Origin of the sequence: Novipirellula methanifontis (assembly GCF_052161655.1) — a bacterium.
In the GTDB taxonomy this organism is placed as follows: Bacteria; Planctomycetota; Planctomycetia; order Pirellulales; family Pirellulaceae; genus Novipirellula.
On record NZ_CP197418.1, the window covers coordinates 4,479,363 to 4,502,599 of the forward strand.

Annotated in this window: 24 protein-coding genes; 4 read left to right on the forward strand and 20 right to left on the reverse strand. The window is 52.7% G+C overall.

What is annotated here, in order from left to right; genetic code table 11:
* Positions 1-488: 488 nt before the first annotated feature.
* The 4 genes from SH528x_RS15830 to SH528x_RS15845 form a co-directional block, all read right to left on the reverse strand.
* Entirely contained in the window at positions 489-827 is a 339-nt protein-coding gene (locus SH528x_RS15830; protein ID WP_442511485.1) for a hypothetical protein, read from the reverse strand.
* A 144-nt stretch (positions 828-971) separates the two neighbouring features.
* Positions 972-1,328 carry a hypothetical protein gene (locus tag SH528x_RS15835; protein WP_442511486.1) on the reverse strand — a complete coding sequence of 119 codons (357 nt, stop codon included), beginning with the start codon at positions 1,326-1,328 and terminating at the stop codon, positions 972-974.
* Between the two features lie 51 nt (positions 1,329-1,379).
* Positions 1,380-1,826 carry a hypothetical protein gene (locus SH528x_RS15840; protein ID WP_442511487.1) on the reverse strand — a complete coding sequence of 149 codons (447 nt, stop codon included), beginning with the start codon at positions 1,824-1,826 and terminating at the stop codon, positions 1,380-1,382.
* A gap of 155 nt (positions 1,827-1,981) precedes the next feature.
* Positions 1,982-2,581, reverse strand: a complete 600-nt coding sequence (locus SH528x_RS15845; protein ID WP_442511488.1) for a hypothetical protein — start codon at positions 2,579-2,581, stop codon at positions 1,982-1,984.
* Positions 2,582-2,672: 91 nt separating this feature from the next.
* Here SH528x_RS15845 and SH528x_RS15850 point away from each other — a divergent pair, with 91 nt between their 5' ends.
* Positions 2,673-2,918 carry a hypothetical protein gene (locus SH528x_RS15850; protein WP_442511489.1) on the forward strand — a complete coding sequence of 82 codons (246 nt, stop codon included), beginning with the start codon at positions 2,673-2,675 and terminating at the stop codon, positions 2,916-2,918.
* 1,153 nt (positions 2,919-4,071) lie between these two features.
* Here SH528x_RS15850 and SH528x_RS15855 read toward each other — a convergent pair.
* The 4 genes from SH528x_RS15855 to SH528x_RS15870 form a co-directional block, all read right to left on the reverse strand.
* A complete protein-coding gene (locus SH528x_RS15855; protein WP_442511490.1) occupies positions 4,072-5,430 on the reverse strand; it encodes a serine hydrolase in 1,359 nt (452 codons plus the stop codon).
* Between the two features lie 26 nt (positions 5,431-5,456).
* On the reverse strand, positions 5,457-6,056 hold the full coding sequence (locus tag SH528x_RS15860; protein ID WP_442511491.1) for a hypothetical protein: 600 nt from the start codon (positions 6,054-6,056) through the stop codon (positions 5,457-5,459).
* 1,177 nt (positions 6,057-7,233) lie between these two features.
* Positions 7,234-7,956, reverse strand: coding sequence for a hypothetical protein (locus tag SH528x_RS15865; RefSeq protein ID WP_442511492.1), 723 nt, complete (start codon positions 7,954-7,956; stop codon positions 7,234-7,236).
* Positions 7,957-8,131: 175 nt separating this feature from the next.
* On the reverse strand, positions 8,132-8,998 hold the full coding sequence (locus SH528x_RS15870; RefSeq protein WP_442511493.1) for a hypothetical protein: 867 nt from the start codon (positions 8,996-8,998) through the stop codon (positions 8,132-8,134).
* 437 nt (positions 8,999-9,435) lie between these two features.
* Between SH528x_RS15870 and SH528x_RS15875 the strand changes: the two genes are divergently transcribed.
* On the forward strand, positions 9,436-9,714 hold the full coding sequence (locus tag SH528x_RS15875; RefSeq protein ID WP_442511494.1) for a hypothetical protein: 279 nt from the start codon (positions 9,436-9,438) through the stop codon (positions 9,712-9,714).
* Positions 9,715-10,113: 399 nt separating this feature from the next.
* Here SH528x_RS15875 and SH528x_RS15880 read toward each other — a convergent pair whose 3' ends face one another.
* The 5 genes from SH528x_RS15880 to SH528x_RS15900 form a co-directional block, all read right to left on the reverse strand.
* The gene (locus SH528x_RS15880; protein ID WP_442511495.1) at positions 10,114-11,274 is read right to left on the reverse strand and encodes a WD40 repeat domain-containing protein; all 1,161 of its coding nucleotides are present in this window, start codon (positions 11,272-11,274) and stop codon (positions 10,114-10,116) included.
* A 1,375-nt stretch (positions 11,275-12,649) separates the two neighbouring features.
* Positions 12,650-12,910 carry a hypothetical protein gene (locus tag SH528x_RS15885; RefSeq protein WP_442511496.1) on the reverse strand — a complete coding sequence of 87 codons (261 nt, stop codon included), beginning with the start codon at positions 12,908-12,910 and terminating at the stop codon, positions 12,650-12,652.
* 111 nt (positions 12,911-13,021) lie between these two features.
* The gene (locus SH528x_RS15890; RefSeq protein WP_442511497.1) at positions 13,022-13,846 is read right to left on the reverse strand and encodes a hypothetical protein; all 825 of its coding nucleotides are present in this window, start codon (positions 13,844-13,846) and stop codon (positions 13,022-13,024) included.
* A gap of 116 nt (positions 13,847-13,962) precedes the next feature.
* Positions 13,963-14,298, reverse strand: coding sequence for a hypothetical protein (locus tag SH528x_RS15895; RefSeq protein WP_442511498.1), 336 nt, complete (start codon positions 14,296-14,298; stop codon positions 13,963-13,965).
* Between the two features lie 107 nt (positions 14,299-14,405).
* Positions 14,406-14,912: a hypothetical protein gene (locus tag SH528x_RS15900; protein WP_442511499.1), complete on the reverse strand. Its 507-nt coding sequence runs from the start codon at positions 14,910-14,912 to the stop codon at positions 14,406-14,408.
* Between the two features lie 987 nt (positions 14,913-15,899).
* On the opposite strand from SH528x_RS15900, the gene SH528x_RS15905 reads away from it, so the two are divergent.
* A complete protein-coding gene (locus SH528x_RS15905; RefSeq protein WP_442511500.1) occupies positions 15,900-16,586 on the forward strand; it encodes an outer membrane protein in 687 nt (228 codons plus the stop codon).
* A gap of 659 nt (positions 16,587-17,245) precedes the next feature.
* Here SH528x_RS15905 and SH528x_RS15910 read toward each other — a convergent pair.
* The 5 genes from SH528x_RS15910 to SH528x_RS15930 form a co-directional block, all read right to left on the reverse strand.
* Positions 17,246-17,467: a hypothetical protein gene (locus tag SH528x_RS15910; RefSeq protein WP_442511501.1), complete on the reverse strand. Its 222-nt coding sequence runs from the start codon at positions 17,465-17,467 to the stop codon at positions 17,246-17,248.
* Positions 17,468-18,828: 1,361 nt separating this feature from the next.
* The gene (locus SH528x_RS15915) at positions 18,829-19,293 is read right to left on the reverse strand and encodes a hypothetical protein (protein ID WP_442511502.1); all 465 of its coding nucleotides are present in this window, start codon (positions 19,291-19,293) and stop codon (positions 18,829-18,831) included.
* A 272-nt stretch (positions 19,294-19,565) separates the two neighbouring features.
* A complete protein-coding gene (locus SH528x_RS15920) occupies positions 19,566-19,721 on the reverse strand; it encodes a hypothetical protein (protein WP_442511503.1) in 156 nt (51 codons plus the stop codon).
* A gap of 1,041 nt (positions 19,722-20,762) precedes the next feature.
* Positions 20,763-21,089, reverse strand: a complete 327-nt coding sequence (locus SH528x_RS15925) for a hypothetical protein (protein WP_442511504.1) — start codon at positions 21,087-21,089, stop codon at positions 20,763-20,765.
* A 102-nt stretch (positions 21,090-21,191) separates the two neighbouring features.
* On the reverse strand, positions 21,192-21,896 hold the full coding sequence (locus SH528x_RS15930) for a hypothetical protein (RefSeq protein ID WP_442511505.1): 705 nt from the start codon (positions 21,894-21,896) through the stop codon (positions 21,192-21,194).
* Between the two features lie 12 nt (positions 21,897-21,908).
* On the opposite strand from SH528x_RS15930, the gene SH528x_RS15935 reads away from it, so the two are divergent.
* Positions 21,909-22,037 carry a hypothetical protein gene (locus SH528x_RS15935; RefSeq protein ID WP_442511506.1) on the forward strand — a complete coding sequence of 43 codons (129 nt, stop codon included), beginning with the start codon at positions 21,909-21,911 and terminating at the stop codon, positions 22,035-22,037.
* Positions 22,038-22,182: 145 nt separating this feature from the next.
* On the opposite strand, the gene SH528x_RS15940 is transcribed toward SH528x_RS15935, so the two are convergent.
* Both SH528x_RS15940 and SH528x_RS15945 read right to left on the reverse strand, forming a co-directional pair.
* On the reverse strand, positions 22,183-22,482 hold the full coding sequence (locus SH528x_RS15940; protein ID WP_442511507.1) for a hypothetical protein: 300 nt from the start codon (positions 22,480-22,482) through the stop codon (positions 22,183-22,185).
* Between the two features lie 152 nt (positions 22,483-22,634).
* Complete coding sequence (locus SH528x_RS15945; protein WP_442511508.1) at positions 22,635-23,144, reverse strand: hypothetical protein; 510 nt, start codon at positions 23,142-23,144, stop codon at positions 22,635-22,637.
* Positions 23,145-23,237 lie beyond the last annotated feature (93 nt).

Here is a 23,237-nt window from a genome sequence, read left to right on the forward strand (position 1 = left end):
TTGTACTTCTCATTTCAGCTCAATATGCTGGCCAAATCAACACCACCAAGCAGGTCGTTCGGTATAAACCGGTGAAACGTCGATCCTTTTGTGAGCCGACGGCGCTAGCCGCGGGCCCGTCAATATTGCAGGAAACATGCCCGCGGCTAGCGTCCAACGGAACGCTGTGAAGCATTTCGTAGCGGAACTCGTCAAGCGTTTCGGGGGCACACGACGTGGATCGAAAGTCTTGACGACTTCCGCTACGCAAAAAATGCACGAGCCTTTTAGAAAAAAATTCTTCACAGCGTTGTCCAAAACGGCTAGTTAAATCAGTAGTCTCTTGGAGGGGGGCAAACCTTACGTTGGCTGCAGCTCGCTTTACTACATGGATTCGATGTTCCAATCAAAGTCACGGGTACGCTGTGCGCTGCGGAGCGGGCCGGCCAAGAGAGAACCACGTGGTACAACGTTGTCATCAAAAAAGAACGATGCACCATCGTCTCTCACTACCGTGTAACTTCGTCATCGTGCCACCACATGCCCGAGTCTGGACCAGTGCCAAGTAGATCTTGAAAGAACGCCCTCTTGATACGGACTGCCAATTTTTGCCCGTTCGCAACGACCTTGGTCGCGAGACGAGCCATCTTTGCTGACGGGGTGAAGTCGTTGGCGTTGGAAGCGAACGCGATCGGGACCCTTTTCGTACCACGAAAAGGGCGTGTACCACGAAAGCGAAACACAGCGAAATCGGGGATGTCAGCGACACCAACCCACTCAGTGTAGCCGTATTCAGTTCGCCGTTTGAATGTACCAAGGTCTGGATGTTTCCAAGTTGAATTTGGCATGAATCTTCAGTTCGGGTAACGAATTGCGATGAGCAGGTGGCGACGGAAGACCGTCGATTTAAACCCGTTCAACTTCGCCGCTCCGGTTTAACGGACGGTTAATCGCCGGAGTGGCGCGACCATAGGGGCAACTAAGAAATCTCGCTAATCTTTGGACGTGGGATTCGTTTCGATAACGGCATCCGATCTCTCCACTTTATTGAGGGGCAAACGCTGTTTTTGCTCGAATTCGTCGGCCATCATACCAGCGTCAACTGACGGATCAACTGTCGCTGTGGAGCCAACAGCGTCCGGCACGGACGCATCAGGAATGGGGGCGGAAGACGCAGCGGTCGGTGATGGCGGCCCAGGATTGGGGGCGGGAGGCGAGCAGCCAACTGCGGAAACCAGCAGAGGAAGCATTGCAAACTGTAGGTAGCGGTGAACCATGGGTTTAGCCTGGAGGTGGATTTCAGTCGAATAACGTCCGCCGTCACCGGGGACGTCGTGTTTGTTTTTCATAGGTGAACGCGTGATGCCAGCCTCCGTATACACGAGATGGAAATCCGACGTTTATCGCTCGGTGTAGGTGCGCGAAAAATGAAGGAACTTGTTAGTCGCAACGTCCAGCGCGGTTGCGGAGTCCCGCGTTAGCCCGGTAAGCCGCAACACTGTGTGGGAGTTCCCATCTGCATCGTCGAGAATCATCAGGTCGCCATTTTTGAGAATCTTCCATTCGCAAACAATCCCGTGCACTATGTCGGTTGGTTCATCACCGTAGACAGGGTCAACAATATTGTGTGATCCAATCGTACACGAAACGAGTCCTGCTGGATCGAATCCGTACTCGGTAATGGTCGTTTCGCTTTCAAGTTTGTATCGCCATTGTTCTGAGGTTAGGTGGTACCACGTGACTGCGATCGGGCCGCCGGTGCTTACAGAAGGTGCGATCGGACCGTTGCAACCGAGCAAAAGTACGACGATTATAAGGACGGCGCAGAGGTGAGGGCGGTAGAGCATTTCGGTCTTATAACGGTTAGAATCACCGCGATTCAGCAATTGATTATGGCAAGGCCAAGTAACACACTGCCGAACCTGCGCTGCATTTGTTGGGTCCGGCGAATGTGGTTTCCACTTCTCAACGCCTGACGCCGTCCTCCGTATGCACGGCATGCTTATCCGCCGGTTCTTGGTTTCGTCATCACTGCCCGGCGGTGTGAGTCTACCATGTCTTTCAGCAATCGTTCCGCAGTCTTGACATCCGATATGCTCAGGAAGCCAAGCTCTTCGGAATGGCTGGTCCCTTCAGAGTCTTTCCATTGTTTGGCGTTGAAAATTAGGTCGCCCGAGCCATCCGACGCCTGTTTGCGGTAAACAGTCGTTAGTTCGCGAGGCTGAAAGCTCCGGATTGTGGTTCGGAATCCGCCGACAAATGTAATTGCCCGTTTGTTGGTAAGAATATAGACGGTCTTAAACGCGTTTCGATAAGACCAAATTGGTGTAGACAACATAGCGAATCCGATAAGCAAGAACGGAACGCCAAAGAGTGGAAATAAGTCTTGCGCACGATTGAACTTCGGAACCTGAAACCCGCTTGCCCCCGCAATCCAGAACATCGAGAAAAGCGTCCAAACCACAGCGAACGCGAACGTCCCGGAAGATCCCGCGGTGAAGTATCGCGGCTTCGGTGTTTCGCACCAGAGAACGCGTTCGTTGGGTTCCAGTTCATTTCGAACTAAATCCGCTAGCGACGGCGAGATCGTGTCAGGGATCATACGATTTCCGTCGGATAACGGTGACCATCAGCGGGCACGGTGATGGGATTGTCCATTTGTTAAAACCTGATGCCGTACTCCATTGATTGGCATGGATATCGCCAGCATGGGTGCTGAGCGAATGTCTGGCCAGCACAACTGTGTGGCCAGCACGGTACGGGGCGAACGGTCAGTGTACTATGCCGAAGATCATCATAACAAATTCAGGTATGAATCGACGGGTGTTTACGCACAATTCGAACTCGGACGTAGGAACAAAGAATCGGATCAAATGAAGGGGACGCTGCGATTGGAAAACATGAGCATCAGCCGGCGGCTTCAATATTCGCGACTGTAGACCCTATTCACATAGACTGCAGTCAATCCGATTGCGAAGACGCAAGCAAGAGTTCGTAGCGGGGCAGTCATTTGGTAAGGCCCAGCAAGAAACATCGCAACGAAGAAAGTACTAACAAACGTGCGGATCGGTTTGGCAGGAGGACGATTGAGCTGCGGTTTATGATCGGAGGGCCGTTCAGCGACATCTTCGTTAGGCGGCATGTAGGGGTTCATGTTTCCTCAGTTCCATTGCGGTTTAGCATCACCGTACGCGGAGAGAAGACCTTTCTGTTTCGAAAACCAATCTCGACGTCTAAGTTCAAAATCGGGTGACCACCAGTCTTGGGCTATCGCAGTTCCTGCGTTCCAAATTCGGCACGGATTTGCGATGTGTTCTATTGTTCGTCACGCATTGAAGTGTCGCTAATGTTGTTGGCGTCAGAGTAGGGCATGAATCGTCTCGGCGGCGATCCGTCAGGTTCAGAGTCGAGAGGTGCGTCAATGCGAAACATCAGTTGGGTGAGCCAACCGGATCTGCAACAAAGGAATAGCCCAAACACCAGTGCGACCGCGCCGGAAAATCATCCGAATGCTTCAGGTGGTTCGAGTAGGAATTGTTCAGAATATCGTCCCGCCAGAAAAGCCCAAACAAATGCGGACACCGCTCGAAACATCAGCCACAGGCCAAGGAGCTTACAAGCGACGTTAAAGAGCGAGCGTTCAGTCATCTGGCGTCAACGTTGCAAATGAGATTTATCATGATCCGATTCGGTGAGGGGCAACCGATATTGGCTTTCGTCGCGACGGAAAACAAAAGTGATGGAATGTAAAGGATGATGTTCACTTCATCCAACGAACATTACGCGTCTCTGGGGACGCGCGAAAAGTTTTCTAGCGGCCGGTGCTTTAAGCTCGCGTGCGCCGGGCGAGTAGGACGGAGTCTCTCGGATGTTAGGATACGCTTTGCGTGCAAGGTCTGCCACCAATGTCTCGTTGGCGTCACGATATTTGATCCTTGTCCAGTGGGTCCCTGCACCCTCTCAGCTCCGCCGATTGCATTGTCAGCAGACGCTGTTAACACATCAGGCTCCCAGCCGACACGACTCACCTGGCATCACTTCGCAGTCCCATCGCCACACCACGAGTATTGAGATTCGTGGAGATTCGCCTGATCAGCGGCCGAGAATCAAGTCTCGTACTTCGGTACACGCCTCACTCGATTTCGCGTTTGTTGAAACTACCACAACCATGTTACGTGCAGGGACAACGTAGAGTCCGGAATAGTTCATGCCATTGGTACCTGTGTGCCAATGAAGCTCGCCGGGAATCCAATCGGGATGACTGATCGTCCAACCGAGTCCGTAGTTTTGTTTTAATTGGTCCGTATGCAGTCGAACAAATGTTGGGCGTGACAAAAACTTTGCGGTGGTTGGACCGTATTGCAGATGCAAATGCCCGAATAGTGCGAGATCGGCCACACTACAATGCACGCGGCTAGACGGTCCCATGCACGGTGCATTGTCGGCCGTTGGTCGGGCCGGTTTCATCTCCACACCCAAGCCAATGTGCCCGCGCGGTTGATCGATCTTGTCCGGGTCTGAGGGTGGACCGAACCCAGCAGTCTCCATCTTGAGTGGCGCGAACACCATCTCGCTCATCATCTCTTCCCACGATTCGCCAGTCGCTGCCTCCGCCATCGCGGCGGCTACGCAGAATCCGAAATTGGCGTAAACATGCTTCTCACCAATCGCCGCGACCGGCGGTTGTTTAAGTACGATTTCCACCATCTTCTTGCGCTGGTCAAGGATATTTCCCGTTAGCCCGCTGATCGCTGCATTAAGTTCAGGTGATTGTCGTCGATCGCTCGGCAACCCAGATCGATGCAGCAAAAAATGCTCTAAAGTTGCATTAGCGTACTCGGGTCGTATGTGATCGATCAGGTCGGGGAACGCCTGGGCAACGGTCGTGTTCCAACGGAGTTTTCCTCGGTCAACCAGCATGCCAAGTAGCATCGAGGTCATGGGCTTTGATATTGATCCGTGGTGAAACTTGTCATCGATTGTTACTGGCTCGTCGGAATCCATCTGTCGCAAACCGACAGCGCCGACTGCGACCAGTTGGTTGCCCTGGACAACGGCCGCCGCCAAGGCGGGGACGCCATGTTTTTGTCGCACCGGTTCGAGCAATGCATTTAGTGAGGCAACGTTGCGTCGGACAAGAGGAGAAGCGTTCTGTGCGGGTTGGCGACGATCACGGTTCTGGACGCGGTCCTTCTGCATTTCGCTTTGTCGCTTGCGTATGAACTCACGGTCGGGCTCACTGAGTTTCGCCAACGGTACGATGATAGTATCGCCATCCGATTTGCGGAGACGGACCGTACTTCCGCGTACGTCGATGATTTCCGCGTCAACCGTGAATGCCCCATCGTCACTAGTCCACGTCCGAGGTTGCTCAGAGGGTGTCTGCGCAGAAACCGCGTTGACGAATGCAATCGTGGTAAGGGCTAAAGAAAGAAGTGTTCGGGTTGTCATTTACGGCTTTCGTCCTTCGGTGCATGTCATTGTTCCCCACCATACAGTTGCAGGAAACGAAGATCAACATTGGGCGGTGGCGTTTCTTCACTTCGGTGGAACATCATTTCGTGTTCGATCCAGTACCGGCAGAAGAAGTCTTCGAATGTCGGGGAAAAATAGGTGAAGTCATCAGGTGATAGCTCGTCGGGTTCGTAGTCCATGTCATCCGCGTCAAAATACTCATACGACGAAACGACGCAATGGTCCGAGCCATCCAGCGACAGGAAAAGATACCAAAACGCGCAGCCTTGTTGGTCGGAAAGGAATCGCACAAGATAGCCATCGAACACCGGTAGCAAAGACTCGGCCAAGTCAAGGTAATCACCGTTCGCAGACCGCAAATTCTTGTGAAGCGTCGGGTCACTGACAAAGTCGAGAAACACATTAGGTAAGCCGATTCCGTACTGATTAGCGGAACCGATGACGGTGTTAAGTTGAGTCGGCAAATCGCTTGCCTTCTCGTCGCCGATCGCCAATTCATCATGAGTTGGGGTTTGACGCAGCCAATCAAAAGACCCGTCCGGCTGATGTGGTGTCTCTTTAGGCGGTAATGTCTTAGTAAAAGGTGAGTCGTCGAGCTTCATTGCCTTCGGTGCGGGGTACGGAAAGGATCAAGAGGATCCGGCGGATGGTGTTGTGATGGCCTCGTTGTTAACCACGGGGTCGGACGTGCGTGCGATGGGTCGCCGACATTGTTTGCCAAGGGGGGCCCGGCAAGCGATGGGCCAAGTATACCTCGCAGCGCCCGAGAGATCAAAATGATTTGAACTACGACTCGGCTGCACTCCCACTAATGATATCGCAGGTTTGAACGAACCTCAAGAATTCCGGTCGGGAAGGTAACCACAGTTGAACGCGGATGGACACAGATTACCGCACAACACATCTGTGTTGATCTGCGTGCATCTGTGGTTCAGTTTGACTGCGTGGCAACTTGTTTTCGTATTGCTTACACCTGCTGATCCGGATCCAAACAATTGCCCGCGAATCAATCGAATGCGCGTGAATGAGCACCACATGGCGAAATTGCCAAGGGTCAGAATGCAAGGCGACAAACAACGCGAACTAGCCGCGGTCGCGGCGACATCATGTAGCCCCATACGTAAGCGATGTTCATCCTAGACATTTCGTGACGAATGGTTTTTGATTCTATCCCGATAGGGATCAAAGACATTAGCCGTAGGTAAGCGAAGCGCCACCTGCGGAATCGAGAATGCGAAAACGTTTTCGACCCCCGAGGGGTCGCAGCCCGGTTGTCTGTGACCCCGTCAGGTTCAATTGCATAACATGCTTCATGTTTACCGGTGGTATTCGCTACGCTCAAACCACCGGCTAATTGCTAAAATCCCTATCGGGATTGGCCCAAAAATCGGTTACTTCGATACCACCCTAGCCGCGGTAGCGGCGACCGCAATCGATGCTATTGTAAGCTGGGAGATACGAACTGGAAAAGTCCGATTCAGTGACAGCCGCATGTTCTTGAATCCCGGTGCTTCTGCCACGCGGCAAAAAAAATTTGGTAGGAAAATGAAGGGAGGAAGATAGGGCACCCAACGATCCGTCTGTCCAATTTTGCTGTCGCATCAATCTTTCTGTCTTACAACTGCGATTCCGAAACGCGTGCGAGTACAGCATGTCGCCCAGCCCCGGGATCGCCCGCGGGTGAGATCGTCTTCCCTCGGCGGGCTTCGCGGGAATCCTGTCTACTCACTTCGCACCTGTTCGACAATCAGACCTCGCCACTCTGCGTTCGTCGCTTGGTTATGTCACTTCTCGCAGTTGACTTGCAAACGTAATTTCACCGAGGCAACGTGGCGTGAACTCGATGTCCTGGTGAACCCAGTGGCGGAGTGTTCGAACATTTTTACCGGCACCAGTCATCTCTTCTATGTTGGCGACTCCGCGGTCTGGACGCTTTGTCCGCTTATAGATTGCAATAACTCTCGCACTCGATGAAAAAATTAGACGTCGCCTTGGGGGCATAAGCACAACGTAGTCAGACTCCCATTCTGACTCTGGAGTTGGCATCGTGATGAGGGTTGAAAGAACCTTCTTTGTCTCGACGGTTGTGACCTTTGGAAATGCTTGCCTGCTCGAGTCAGACGCAAGTGTGTTCCATACGGTTTTGAGAGTATTTTCCGGTTGGTCCATAATCGCAACCCGGAATTGTGAATCGACCAGAAACAGTGAAGTTGTCTCAAACAGGAAGCCAATATTTACGGGACGGGTTCGTTTGCCAATGAAATGTGCTTCAAGGGCTTCAATAAGCTGACGCTCGCGATCGGTTACGGGGTCTTTAATCGACTGGCCAGCACTTGAGCGAACCAGCATGCTCTGCTTCAGTTCCTTTACGTCGCTTTCAGTCAGTATTGAAACCGCAGCAGCGAAGAGATCGCCGCCTGAGTCATCGAGTACACGTTTGCAATCCGCTAAGCCAGCATTTGTCAGCTGACGTAGCTCCTTGAGTTTTGCCGGATCAACCATGGACATCCTCTTATAACATGACGTTGGAATTGACGGGGTGACAGGAGTTAATCATCTACTTCGAAAAGCACGGCCGCCGCCACTTCAATGCAATTCTCTGGAGATCCGTATTCGTTGCGTGTATCCTACCGTGAAACCAACTCTCGAGTTACGGGCACCGACAACGTTGTCTATTTCAAACAGATCCAGATTCGGGAAGTGAAGTGGTGGCATGGAATTTATCCTCCATCTCGTGCTTCGCTTGCCTGCTCAGAGACCTCTCCAGCTGATAGCCCAGTCCATGGAGCGCGAGGCATATGCCCAACATGATCACGCCCATGATTTGATGACTGATGATCATGCCCGCAAAAAATTCTCCAGATCCGCTTCCTGGATTCCCGAGCACTGCAATCAGCAGCCCAATTTCGATAATCGCCAGCACAAAGCAGTAGACAATCCACAAGATGATTCTAGATTTAATCTTCTCTGTTTTTTCTCCGAGCGAGATCCAAATACAGGGCAGCTTCACGAGTAGACTGACAATCCCATACATCGTAATCGCAAACAATAGCTCAGGCTGGTTGAGGGCACTCGCCTGCAAGGCGCGTGTGAAGCTGATCTCCTCGTCCGGCAATATCGCGCGCCCGATCCCCATTGATAACGCTAATAACATCGTTCCGATCATGATGTCACCAGTGGTGTAGTTGGAGTTTCGATCCGCTTTTTGATCGCCTGTTGAATATTGGACAATCTTCCATCGAAAGCACAATGCAGCGATCTTCAATGGCACAAAACTGGTGATGAACCCAAACATCCAAAGCACAGCCGTCGAAAGCATTGCTTGGGTATCAGGTTTTCCATTTTCAATCGTGATCCCCCACGCAAAGCCGCACCAGGAAAGCAAGAGCAGCAGCAAAGTCCGCGGAAGTCGAATCCAAAACGTGCCACGAACCAAGGTCCCCCACACGCAGATGACAGTCAGCTGTGCCGTCACGACACCCAGAGCTAGCATCGCCGGAATCGCATCCTTGAAGCAGGTGGGCGTCGCGACGTCCGCGATCAAGAAACCGACGCAACACACACTGATCAGCAGGATCAGCCGTGCCTTTCGGTCGAAGTTCAATGTTTTCGATGGCACAAGTCCTTCGTCTACGTTCGCGAGTTCGTTCACAATTGCTTCTTGTCTTGGGACGGCTCAAGGGATACGTGAACAGTATTCACACACAGAATTTGATTTGCGACCGTCGCGGTAAGTTTCAGGGCAATGTCTCATGCGTACTTTATATCACCATTTAACTTCATCGATTGCCGCTTGAAGCTTACGTGCGTTTGCATTTGGGTGTGTCGATGCGGCCTTATTCTACCATTTAATGTTACCAAGTTTACCTCGCAGCTTACGAGTGATTAAAGCGGCTTGAACTACGACTCGGCCGCATTCACACCAATGACATCGCAGGTTTGAACGAAACTCAAGAATTCCGGTCGTTAAGGTAACCACCGATGAGCGCGGATGGACATCGATTACCGCACGACGCTACTGTGTCGATCTGCGTGAATCTGTGGTTCCATTTGACTGCGCGGCAACTTGACCTCGTATTGCTCACGCCGGCTGATCCGGATCCAAGCATTTGCCCGCGAGTCAAGCGAATTATCGCGAATGAGCGCCGCATGATGAAATTGCCAAGGGTCGAAATCCCAGGCGACAAACGACGCAATCTAGCCGCAGTAGCGACGACAGCGATCGCTGCCAATGTCAGGTGGAAGACACGAACTGAATAAGTCCGATTCAGTGACAGCCGTGTGTTGCCGCACCCCAGTTCTCCAGCCACACCGGCAACAAAGATTTGGTAGGAAAATGGAGGGAGGAAGATGGGGCGATGAACGTCCCGGCTTTCCAATTTTTCTGTCACATCAATTTTTCTGTCTTACAAACGCGATTCCGAAACACGAGCAAGTACATCATCTCCCCCAGCGCCAGCGGGCGAGACTGCGTTCCTCTGCCGGCATGCTCGTAGGGTATCGAATCAAGAGATTCAGGATCGTCAACGATGCTTCCGCCCGAGCTTGTCTCGGCGGAAAAAACAACTGGCAGCTACTGAGTTGCCGGCTGATTTCAGATTCCGCCGGATACGCGGCGACACTGCGCACAATTGTCAGTCGGTGTTTGAGTTGGCCCAATTACCTCTTTACACGCCACCGCCTAACTTCACCGCTGCCGAATGCGGCAATCAACAAGCGCCCACGGTCAGAAAAAACCGCACTCACTGCGGGGTGATGCTGCTCGGCTGCGAATACAGTTTTCACTTCCATGGGCTGCTCGACGTTCAGCAGTTTGAGTTCAGCCCACTTGCCACCTCGATTCCAACTTCCCAGCGGCACGGCCAATAACTTACCGTCAGGCGAAAACGCAAGCTCTCCAAAATTGATAGTCCTTCGCTCGGGCCACCATTTTGTGACGTTCACTGTTTGCGTTGCCTGACCAGTTAAAACATCCCAGATGATCAGTCTGGCGTCGTACCGATGCGGCAGAATGGTTCCCCAACCGTTCTCGCGTGCAACCAGCGTTTTTCCATCCGGGGAGAAAACAAGCCCTCCAGACCACGAGTTGCCACCATCCATCGCGAATTTGGGCTGAAGGGTGTTCGCATCCCACAATGTCACCAATCCACGATCGCCCCCGACGGTGGCGAAATGTTGGCCATCGGGTGAATATGCGACGGAACAGCCATTATGTATATCCGAATACCAGATCCTTCGGCCTTCGCCAGTGACCGCATCCCACAGCCGAATTTCGCCACCACGCACCTCGTCGTATCGCGGCGACTTTGATCCCCAACTGATTATTTGCTTTCCGTTGGGTGAGAAAGCTACTTTGTGGACCCAACCCGAATGGCCGGAAAGACGCGTCAATATTTTTCCGGTTGCGGACTCGATCAAAACAAGTTTCCCCGGCTCAGTCCAACTGCCACAGGCGATCGCTAGAGTCTTTCCATCGGCCGAAAAGGCAACATGCCGAACAGTCGTTAACAAATTGTTGACTTCCGCCATCACTTGTCCGTCCTCCGTTCGCCGCAGTTGCACACCTCCCGTCGGGACGCGTCGCTTCACTGCCCTCACAATGAGGTCGCCAAAACTTGATGCATTTCCTGGAAGTGTTCCCGCGCTTGCAAGAATCTTTCCGTCTGGAGAGAGGGCAAGCGATAGCAACGAACCATGCGCGGCGTTCTCCCAGCGAGGCTCGATTTCTTGAGTCAGCGTGCTGCTGAAATCCGGCTCATCCGCAACACTGCTGTATGCGAACGCAAATGCAAAGACGCAGGGTAAACAACGTAGGAACATCAGGGTCACCATGTTTCGGTTTAATTTCAGCCGACGAACGGCTTGCAATCGGCCGGGGAGCGCGGTTGGTTTTGCTGCTTCAGATTACCCTGCTCTCCCGATCGAGTGCCTTGCGTGGGTATACGCGATTATAGGTTGCGATAAGTGGTCTCAGTGTCGTCGATCGGAACGAGCGATGAACCAAGGAAATAGTCGCCGCAAATCCCTTCTCAATTTGATCGCCTCATCGAATTCGGCTGCGGCGTCCGACGATCGTTGCTCGTCGAGGTATTGGAGACCCAAAAAATTGTGACAGGCGGCAACGACGCTGAAGGTTGGCAACGATGTTTTCGTGCGACATGGTCGCCGGTTGTGCATAAGCGTCATTGCCCGTGCGGAAATTCTTCTCTGCAAGATCGGAAGCATTAATTTCGCGAGAAACATGACCGATGTAAAAGCATTCGTTGACGAGCCAGCGGCGTCGCCCTGGAATTCAAAGTTGCCGCATTTGTTGTTCAACTTGCACGCTGCGAGATTCGCATTGAGAACGAGGTTCGGCTGTGTTAGGTCCAGATGACACAAGCGAGTTTCCTTCGTGGGCGAACAGCGGACATCATCGAGGACGGCAAATGGGGGTTCCATTTGCAAATAGCTTATGCCCTCCTTCGCGCGAAGGACATGGTTATGCGCGACTGTGATGCGATAAGTGTTCGGTTTGTGTTGAAACGACGATTCTAACGGCGAGCGATTCGGAAATGCAAGTTCCGCGGATCGTCCGAGCAACGTCAGCGGATGATTGGCCCCATTGTAGATGTTCGCGTAGTCGAGAACCTGCTGCCAGCCCATCACTCCAACTGCATCGCTAGGCAGCAATTGCAAGTATCGAAATTGATCGAAGCAATGCACAAAATCTTAACGTCCAAGCGGCAGCGATCCTCTTGTGCTGCGCTACGAAGCCAACCCGCGAAGGGTCGAGCAATCGTCGGCCATGCTGGCAACAGGGGGACAAGCCACGAATCTCACGAATAAACACGAATCTGGGAGCTACACGCTATTTGTGAGATTCGTGGCTGAACTTCGACCGCGCAACCATCGAGTGTGGTTTGGCGACATCAACGCGAAGGTTGTTTGATGAACGACGGATTCTGCCAGTAGCATGAAGGCACGTTCCGTCCTGGCGCTGACCGTCAAATGACAAGTTGGCCAAAGCCTCGGTCAACTCCGGACCGTCTATAGTCAAGTCTATTGTCAAAAGGTGCTTACCTTGGCATACGAGGCCACCGCAAGCGAGTCGCGGAACGTTCGGGATCGCAAGGGGCGAGGAGAGGACGTGATTTTAGGATCAACCTCGCGTGCGGGTGTTGAGCACGTGTCGTAATCGGGCGAAGGATCCGCATTAGAAGATAGCGTCCGGTGAAACCTCTGGCATCAACTCGGCGACGAGTTCCTTGATTTCGACGTTCATCATGCGTTGTAGTTTCCAGCGGCGAACCAAACCTGCCGCGTTCCATTCGTCGGCATACTTCGCCTCGACAGTTCGTCGAGCTTCAGCCTCAACACCAGAGACCAGGTTCGAGTATCCATTTACAACGATTCCAGATCCGTATCCAGTAGTCTTGCGAGATGTCGTAGCTACATGCCAGCTGTTGAGCTTCATTGCATTCGGTCTCCCATAAAGTTGAATTTCAGTCGAATAACGGTCGCGATCACGCGGCCGCCGCGAGTGATCTACCATTGTTGAAAACGCGACTCACGTGCATTGTCGTGTTTATCGGGTCCAACGGGCGATTGATCGCACACGGTCTTGTTTGTCGAAACCAACGGCCATGAAACCCTTGACATCATACTGCCAGACACGTCCTGTGCAAAAGTGACCCTCATCCTTGGCGGTTCCGAGCAATGCATCGACTTCCCAAGCGTGCGCACCGACCCAAATACCACCCACTAAATCCGGAAATGGGGCAAAGTAGATGACGGATACTACTTTTCCGTTCTTGAATCCGATCCGCATTCCGCGATCAGGCCAATAGTACTGCGACTTTCCCTGCACCTTAGGATCTGGATCGTCGGTTACACCGTATTCTCTCTTCACTTTGGCCAGCGAAGTTCCTCGCCGTATCACTTCGCCATCTCGGCGTTTTCGCTTCGTGGATCCTTTTGTCTTCTTGAACGGGATTCTATTTGGTGCGACGTAGTCAGTTCGATCGCGGTCGTTGACTTGACGACCGTTGCGAAGATCAATTGCCGCATCGTTCTCGTGAAGCCTTAGATACGCTCGCGCTTCAGAATTCCCTTGTTCGCAGACTTTCTTCCAGGTCGATCGAAAGAATGAGCGGATATCAGTGAGAAGGTGAGACGGGAAGGTGTCTTCTGGGTCGCTCGAAATTTGCCAATGAGCGGTCGGTATAGTGAAATTCCAGTCAATGTCGCGGCGATCGGCTTGTACGAGGAAGTTAATGGCGTCGTGGTCCGGTGGCCAGAACATCTCGATATCAATAGCCTTTGGATTCGACATCTTGATGACTTTTCGAAACGCAACAGAGAGTCGTCGTCCGGCCTTGCGTTCAAGTTGTTCACGTCGCTCCAAACTCATCGTGGTCATTGTCCGATAGTGGCACGTGTCACGGGGGACGCGAGAAAAAGCTTATAACGCCCCATTCTCTCAGTTTGCGGCACCGCTGCACGTGAGGGTTGACCGTCGCTGTGATTTTACAGGTCATTGGATGGCCCGTCGTGCGGTTCAATGCGAACCACAATGGGGCCAACAGTCATCGTGTCGACGGGTGCGAACTCGGCTGGCACCGTCGGCATTGGCCGAAGTGCAGTATATCGCGACCAATCTTGCGTGTCGAAGTCTTGCTCGGCGTTGGTCTCGACATTGTGCTCAAGATGTACAGCGATAAACGCTTCGATCAATGCCGCCAATTCCGACGGTGAATATTTCCCGTGGGAAAAACCAATCCGATTCTCGTCAGCGGCGTGTTTGATTGTGCCGAGGTGCAGCGTTAATTGGCAATCGTGGCAAACGAGATGTGCGGAGGTCATGCCGTCACGATAATTTCAGTCGGGGAAAGGTAGAGGTTTGCGGGCGGCGGCAGTGGGCATGCAAGCAGACGAAACGGCGACCACCGTCGCCCCGTATCGTCGCAGGACTACCCGCCACTCCTGGCTTTGTCGTAGTGCTCACGCATGGACTCGGCGTATCCAGATTGTAGTCGTTCTAAATGCTCCAAGTCGTGCTGCGCCAAGTCGAGGTCACCCGTCGAGAGGTAATGTGCCATGCGTGCGTTGTGGAACTCATCATTGTCGGGATCGAGCAGTATCGCTTGGTTGTAGTAACGGAGCATCAAATCCACGTCTTTGTCAATCGCTTGAAACGCATTGCCAAGTAGCAAGTGTGCGTCGGGGAAGTACGGGTTCAGCTCGATAGACCGCAACAACATGTCCCGCGCTTCGCGATAGCTTTGTAGTTCGCCCTCGTCGTAGAAGATGAACTCATCGCGGTCCTCAGCTGGTCGTTCGTCAGCAAACCAGGCTGTCATCCCATCCGACCATCTCGGTATCGCCGACCGTTCCAGTAATCGGATTCTATTGACGGCGTTGCGAAAAAGCCGAATAGCTTCCTGGGCGTCACCAGCTTGGACAGGTTTCTCGGTCATTGTCATTCAGTCGGGGGAACGTCCCGGATCACGGCGTTCCGGCGGATGATGATGTGATGGCCTCGTTACTAACTTCCGGATCTGCCGTGTATTCGATGGTTCCCCGACATCGTTTTCGAAGGGACACCGACCATCACACTGGCGAGCGATGGGCCAAGTGTACCGCGCGGCGTCCGAGAGATCAAAACGGTTTGTACTACGGCTCGTCGCACACACACAGCAATGGCACCGCAGGTTTGATGAAACTTTCGACTTCCGGCCTCTCAGGCAACCACAGATGAACGCGGATGGACACAGATTAATGTACGAAGCATCCGTGTTCATCTGTGTGAATCGGTGGTTCCATTTGACTTGCCGACCGCTTGACGTCGCATTGTTTGTATCCGTTGATTTGAAACTAAATCATTTCGTTCGGGGGAACGATACTGATCAGCCGGCGGCGACGGTTGATTGTCCATTTTAAGACGCCCGACTTCGCCGCTCGGTTGCATCGGTTGGTGCCCCGCCCATTTGGATTTGCGGCCTGCACCGGCCTTCAGTTCGAATTGCGTCGTAGGACGGCCATCCGTATCGACCTTCATGCTCCTCTACGAAGTACGCACCGTTGCGAGCAAGAAAAGGAAAATTGAAGCCATCCTGTTGTCGTATGAATAGCAAAGCGTCTTTGATAGCGTCGTTAAGATGCGTCGCCGCCGAATCTTCATCACAACCTCCCTTCGGCGGTTTCCACTTTGAATTGTAATGGGAAACATCCAGATCATAATCGTCGTCTCCTTCCTTAAAAAAGTCCTGCCACCTGGTATGTCCCCCCTGCCGGTCGTAGCGATTGTTCGAAATGACCGGATCATTCGAGTCCTAAGGTGAGCAAATGATTCATACAACCCGGAGGTTCGATACGTCCGAAAACTCTACTACAGGAATGAGCGGAGAATCGTTCCGCCACAATCATTGCAGATCGCTGCAAACTCGCACCGGAAGGATTCGGACGTGCATCTCGGACAGAAATTACTCCTCGCGTTCTTGATTTCAATCACAGGCATGGCATCGGCCTCCGCCCAGGACTGCAAGCGATTTTACGTTTCCGGATCCGTGATCGGCGACTTCCTCTCGATGGAAGGCTCCGGGCTGAACACGGCAGGAGACTTCAAAGCTTCTGGCATCGAACACGAGCAGAACGAAGGCTTTAGCTTTGGCTACGGATTGGAAAAGGACAAGGGCGACTATCAGGTTCGATTGGAATCGCAATACATGTTCATGGACGACACCCAGTTCACGCTTAACAGCTTCCCAGGGCCTCCCGTCCCCTTCTTTTACCGAGGCGAATTCACCGATCGCTGGAGCGGGTTTACCAACATTTGGCTCGACAAACCGATCAGTGAAAATTTTGAAGTCTACGCAGGCGGCGGGCTCGGTTGGTCACATTTCGAATTCACCGCGACCGACGGTGTAGTTTCGAGCGCCAAAGAGGACGACGACGTGGCCTATCAGTTCGGTGTCGGGTTGACTTGCAAACGGTTGTCAAATGTCGAAATGGACTTCGGATACCGACGCACGGACCTTGGCAACGCCAACACCCGCCTGACTGAAACAGTTGGAGCAGGCGCGGCCGGCAACTTCAACGTCGATCTCGATTCAGATCAGCTCGCTTTGACACTGCGAATCTTCCGACGCTAGGACGGACCACGACACTGTTTGGTAGTTACGCTCACGGCGAGTGTGGATAACCCGGCGCATCCACCTTCTGGCGAAGGCTAAAGAAATGTGGCACGACTACTTTTCTCGGTCGCGCGCAAGCCGCGATTCGTGTGTATGGCATGGTTCCCCGACGTTTTCCGGGGGAGTGGACGTCAACCATTGCTATCGGCGTTGACCCAACCATATCGAGCGCAACGAACGCCCGCAAATCCCGTCACATGCGTCGCTCGGTCACTAGGTTTCGTCCCGCCAGTTGAAACGCAGGCGTTCAAGTGTAGTGATTGCAGCGGCGATTTCATTCAAAGTCGGTCCATTGGTTAGGTCAACACCGCAGTAATCACGCAAGCGATCGAATACGACATCGCGATGCACACGCCATTTTTGCGCAACCAACATTGCACACGATCTAGCATGCGATGCCCGGTGCAGCAGAGGCATGTCGTGGTCCAGCGCGTTCCGTCGATTTGTGCTGGACGACATAGAACCGGATGGTTCCCCGCAGTTTAGATGGACCACGTTACCAAACGTGTCCCCTGATGATCTCTGTACGTTTGTAGTCGTCCGACATTTAGATCTCTCTGGGTGTGAGCCAGCAGATATCAAGTAGCAAATCGCGAGTTGATTTTTAGTTTGCTTTGTCAATCCGCCCGACTCGACGACGTGGGTGCATCCGGTGGTACGCCGCCCATGCCGATCGCGACAGTCCAGTTCTCCATCGACTCGTCGGTGTACCCGACCGCAACCGATGTGTATGCCCGTATCTGCCCAAAGATGTCCCGATAGAGCGGTGGAAGATCAATCAAAATTAGATCGCGGTCACCAAGCGGCAACTCGCCAGCCTTCCTGCTGGCATATTTCATTTGTCATGCCCGCCCAATCAGCAAATTGTAGCGAATCGAGAACGGCAAGCAGCAACGGACCGCGAACGAATCAGGCATTTGAACAGCCGTGCGGTTGACGCTTGATCCCAAAGGTCGGCTAGTCGTGCTTAGAACTGGACGAACCTGTATCCGATTTACGAAAGCAGAAAAACAATCCGAGCAAGCCCATGACCGCACCGCAGGCGGAGAGGAAAAGCCCTGTGTCTGAATGATCATGATACGCGCCAGCTATTAGTAGAGCGGTAGAGCAAGCGACAAGTGTTGGACCGGCAAATGGGTTCATGGCAGAAACGGCGAGTTCGGATAGGGTTGAATTGGGCAGTCACGGTCCTGCACTAAAGATCGCGTGAGTTATTGTGCGTGATTTCGGTGGGATAACGTCGGTGGTCACTCGGTCCGAGCGGACGAGCCACCATCAGGCGAAGTATTTTCGAGGACTCGGGTGCACAACTTGGTTCTTGCCGTTTGGGTGCGAGTGTCGACCCGACCCTCAGAACATGTGCACACCAAAAGGATACCAGAGTTCGATCGGCGGCGCAAGATTTGTCCGCGTAGGTTGGAGCATGGGCTATTCGCCGCAAGAGGGAAATGAATGAACAGGAGGAAACGGAGAGAACAGAGGAGAATTGACCAGCGACTCCGTTTACTCTGCAACCTGCTGTTCAATCCGACCGCGCTGATCGTCTTGGAGGCAAAAGATGTTTGGCAAAAAAATGAAAATTAGATCTGGGGTGACCGTGTTGCTGAGCCAGTTCCACACATTTCGCATCTTTTTGCCCCTCATGTTTTTCCCGGCAATGTAGTGGAGAAAGAGTCTCGACGGCGCGACGTCCGAGTCACAACGTCTGCATCCGTGACCGAGCGTGACTGCGACCCGTCGTTAACGTAAATCGAACCCGCATAGAAATCAAGTTTTGGTCGATAAGTGTGAAGAAGGAGCCAGTACGCTGGACCAACGCCAAATGTCACTGCTAACGCTACGACAAGAGGTCCTCCTACAAGTCCCGGGCTTTTAGAATTCGAAGTGAAGCCGAAAGCGTAGAACGTAATCGCAGCACAAAACGCAAGTAAAGAGATCGCAAACGTTGCGATTAACAATGTGATCACAAATCGGGCGCGATTGCGATGATAAAGTCGCTGGAGATGAAAACGACGTGCGTGTCGCAGGCGAAATGCGGGCGAGTCATCGGCCATGACTTTTCGAGCAACGTGTGAGGGTAAATCTAATTGTTGGCAGAACGGTACGGTTCAGCGGGTGGCCGCCAGGGCGATCAACCACTCCAGATCGCAGCCTTCGTCGCAACCGATCTTTCAGCAATGCCGCCTGAAACGCGTGGTCATCACCCCTCCATCATCAAGTAGTATGCGATACCCTGATCCTCATCAATGTACCATTCGTGCGAATAGGCAGGATGCTCTTCAGTAAAGCCGCCGCTGTCGATGAATACAGGTAGCGATCTGTCAAAAGGAAAGTCAAACCATTTTGGTATCGCACCGCCGCCAGCGCACATTGCGATCCTCTGCTTAAATTCATCGGCAGTATTCCCTTCGAGAGGCGTGTAAATGTCTTCGTGTTGCGTGTTGACTCGAATTTGGGAAATCGCATCAGCATCGACCTTGAATCTCGCGATCGAATACTGTCCGCCAACCGCACCGTGATACGAAAAGCGAAGGTCCTTGATCTGTTCCGGTTGAAGATGAGACAAGAAACGTAGTTTGTATTCGGCGTCCGTTGGCACCGGTCGTGAGAAAGGAAGCGTGCAACACGCGATGACGAACATCGCGATAATTATGGGCGTACGCATGATCTATTTGTAGAACGTTGGTGGTCAGCGAGTCATCGCCCAAAACTCTGATTTCAAAAAACGCGACATCGGCGGCTTCGGGTGAGTAGAACGGTTTCGCTCGGATGTTAGGATACGCTTTGTGTTCAAGGTTTGCCACAAATTTCACCTTGGGGTGTCACAATATTTGATCTCTCTCCAATGGATCACCGAATTGTCTCAGAACCAGCGACGACATTGTCAGCGGGCGATGTTAGAGCAATCGGCTCCTAGGCGACTTTTCTAACCTGGCATCACCCCGCGCTGCCAACCGTGATCAAGTCCGCGGCACGTGCATTGGGATCCGTGGCGTAATACCGCACCAAAATGTTTGCCCACGAATCACGCAAATCATCGCGAATGAGCGACGCAGGACGGAATTGCCACAGGACAAAATGTAAGTCAATCAACGATGATCCAAAGCCGCGGTAGTGGCGGCATCATACCAGCAATCATGGTCAGCGTGGGTAAGCACCGTCAACGCCCGCCGCAACCGTAACGCAACCTGCGAAGAACAGTACGACTGCGTGCATCCAATTGAATGTTCCAGTGCGTGCGCAATCAATGACAGTGAAAACGGCAACCAGCAGGAACATCAATGAGCAAACCGACATGATTGACGAGCCAATGGCCGGCATCAGATCGTGCAGTCTTGCGTGCGTGTTTGGATCGACGAACGACGCACCGAAAATCCATGTAAGCCACCCGGCGATCCCAGTTGTGGCGGAAACGATAGCAAGACGAATGTAAAGCGGCTGCCGCTGTCGTTGCGTGTTCACAAAGTTAGATAGTTCGAATCTGCGGTCGGGTAACGGTTGAATTCAGCGAGCACTGTCGGTGGAGGATGTGATGGCCAATTTACCTTACTCACGTGCTTCGGTGCACTTCGTGGTTTCCCGTAGCTTTTGGGTCAAGGACGTTGTGATCTGATGTTCCGATGGTAGTGCATCGACAGCAAGCCAATTAGACATCCAAAATTGAGTTTGCACGTCGAGTCTCGACAAAGCGTCGCAGCACATCAGCCGCAATTCCGGCGCTCGCACCGACTATCGCAAAAGCAGTGCAGGTAATAATGGACCCGGACATGACAGCAACGCCGGGGTTTGGAGCGGGCAATAAAATCGTGGAACAAAGGCCTAACGCTAACTGCAATGCCAATCCCGTGACTCCGCAGAAAATCGCGAGACGGTGCGTCCATCGCCAACGGCCGCGAGCATTTTCTGCAACGCGGTCAAGCTGTTTTGCGGTTCCGGTCGTGGCGGGATGATTCACGTTGCGAGTCGCGTAACGGTGTTGTGATTCGGAAACGAACATTTCAGTCGGCGAACGGCCAGGCTTTCTCGGGCCGGGAGGTTTGACATGCAAGTATAAAGAAACGCCCGCAAGCCTAGCTCCGTAACAACCCATGGTTCGCCGCTCTTCATTCTGGTGGCAGGGAGTCTAGGGTAACATCACTCGCCGACAAAACTGCCGTCTGGTGCCTTTATAAACGAATCTGTGGCATCGGGTGTTTGAAACGAGAGTATGCGTTGGATGGGAGGCAGCGGTGGAGTACTGATGTCGCCGCAGACTCTAACGTCGCCGCCCTTGCGGTCATCCCAAAAAACGTTGAATTCCATGTAGTATTCGGTGCCGTCGTCGAAAGTTCCGTCGAAGCACTTCAGGCAGTCATGTTGACTGGCCGTACGGTCAATTTCCGCCGCGAGTGATTCGTAGCTCCACTTGCGAAAGCCTTCGAGATGCTCAGCAAGAAGAAGCGACTTTTCGTAGGTGTTCATATTTAATTGGGCGAACGGTAGCGATCTGCGAGCCCGAACAGTTAACTTTTCATTCGTGAAACCTTGCAAGCCCGGTGTTGTTGCAACGCATAGGGCCGCAGTCTACGTGCATTGATTCGTTACATTGATGCAATTGCATTTGCTACACAAAGTGTAAATCATCTGCACGTAGGCGTCTCCCCACATTATGTCGTCATCTGGTTCATGCAACGCAATAACCTTCGCGGTGTTTTCATATCTATCGGATGGGCATTTCGGGTTGTCACAAGTTGTTGATGGAGCTGTTTGGTAGAACGGGGATCTCCCGAGATTCTCTACCTTCTCCTGATCTGTCCAATCCATGTCGTGGTAAAGCTCTGGATCAGACACATATCCGTTGTTTGACAATCCGATCTTGATGGCACGTTGCATTTCGCTCTCGGATAGGTGTTTGAGTCCGAAAACGCCTTGCATCTTGAGCGCGTCTTCCGCGTTTTCGCGGTCGTATGGTTGGCGTTCGAAACGAATCTTCGATTTTGCAAACGTGTCCGGGTGACCAACGTACGGAAAATCGGGGTCCAATTGATGTCCGTGATCGTATTTGACCAGCCCAGTAAGCCGAAGAAGCAAAGTAAACCCTCCCCAGCGAATCCGTTCCAATATCCCTGAATGACTGAAGGTCATGTCTGGAAGAATTCTGACGCGTGTGTCACTCTCAACGGCATATTGGAAGTCTCCGCCGTTGGAGGCGAAGCGAAATCCGTAGCACAAGGGAAGTCTGGTTAGAGCTTGCGGAACAAAAGCTACGGCAGGATCGTCGGTATTCAAAACGCCTACCAAATGGACGACGTTTTTGATTCGTCGAAACGTGATACCAAGTTCACGGGGATCGCCACCGAGTTGGTGTGGGCCCGCTGGGTCGGCAACCGATTTGTAGTACGCGAGATTTTCGTGATCAAAAACGGTTAGCGACATGAGAAAAGTGAGGAAGCTTATGTCGGGGAACAGTAGCGTTGACCGAGGTGCGAACGGACGGTCGACCACTTGTGAAAATACTGTTGTGTTGAGCACTCCGGTCCAACGCATTGGTTATTCGCCTTGTTCGGGCTGAACATCAGGAGTCGCGTCGAGACCAAAGATAGACGTAGACGCCAAAAGCTGTAAACACGATAAACGCGCCAAGCACAATGGGAACGCCAAGGAAGCGGGACATCAGGTACGGAATCAGCAGTTCGGCGACCATCAGGAACGCCATATATGCCAAAAAGTCACCAGCGATGCGGATGGGATTGTCGTCTGCCAACGTGAAGTCGGCACTCTCGTCCTCCGATCCGGGACGCGGCGTTTTGCATTCGGTGCAAATGTTGTAGCCAAGTTCGGTCTCAGCGTTACAGGAAGGGCAAACCCAAGGCATGGTGATGGTGACAATGGTTAGCGTTGAGGTACATTAGTCGGATAACGATAGTGATGTGCGGGCGGCGCGAATGACTTGCAAGCGGATGAAGCTACGTGCCACCGCCGCTCCGTCACCATCGCATGCTTATCGGCGATTATAGCGGGAATGCGTTAGTAGCGGCATGGTTCACGACGACCAATATCCGTACCAAGGCTAAAATCTTCCTTCCATTGCAGGGCATCCTGAAAAAGTTCGTTTTCTTCGTTGGAAATGATGTCAATGTACGAATCAGGAACGATGTCACCGTCCTCGTCACGTTCTAGTAATCGCAGCTGGATGTGACCGTGGTCGAAGCGATCCAAGCGAATCATCGCCAGATAAGCAGCGGTGTCAAGCAAATCATCGGCAACCATCAGCAGGGCCTTCTTCTGCGTGTCAGTCAAATCTCCCAGCAGAAGCTTTGCTTCGTCGAGATCCGGTTCGGCTGCTAAATTCTCAGCCCCGATAGCAGTCTTGAAATCCAGGAACAAGCGGTCAGATGCGGTAACGAACGCCAACCCGAATAGCCCGCGTGCCATCGCGGTGCGCTCGCTTGGGGCCTCCGGCCAAAGCTCGAGATTGTCTTCGTTGAGCCAGCCGTGCTCACGGCAGAGTTTCAGGTAGCGTTCTTGGTCGGTCACGGCTCAGATTCCAAGATAAAGCTCAGTCGGATAACGACCGCCGTCACTGGGTACGGCGAGGAGAGTTTTCATTTTTAAAGGCACGGTGCCGTA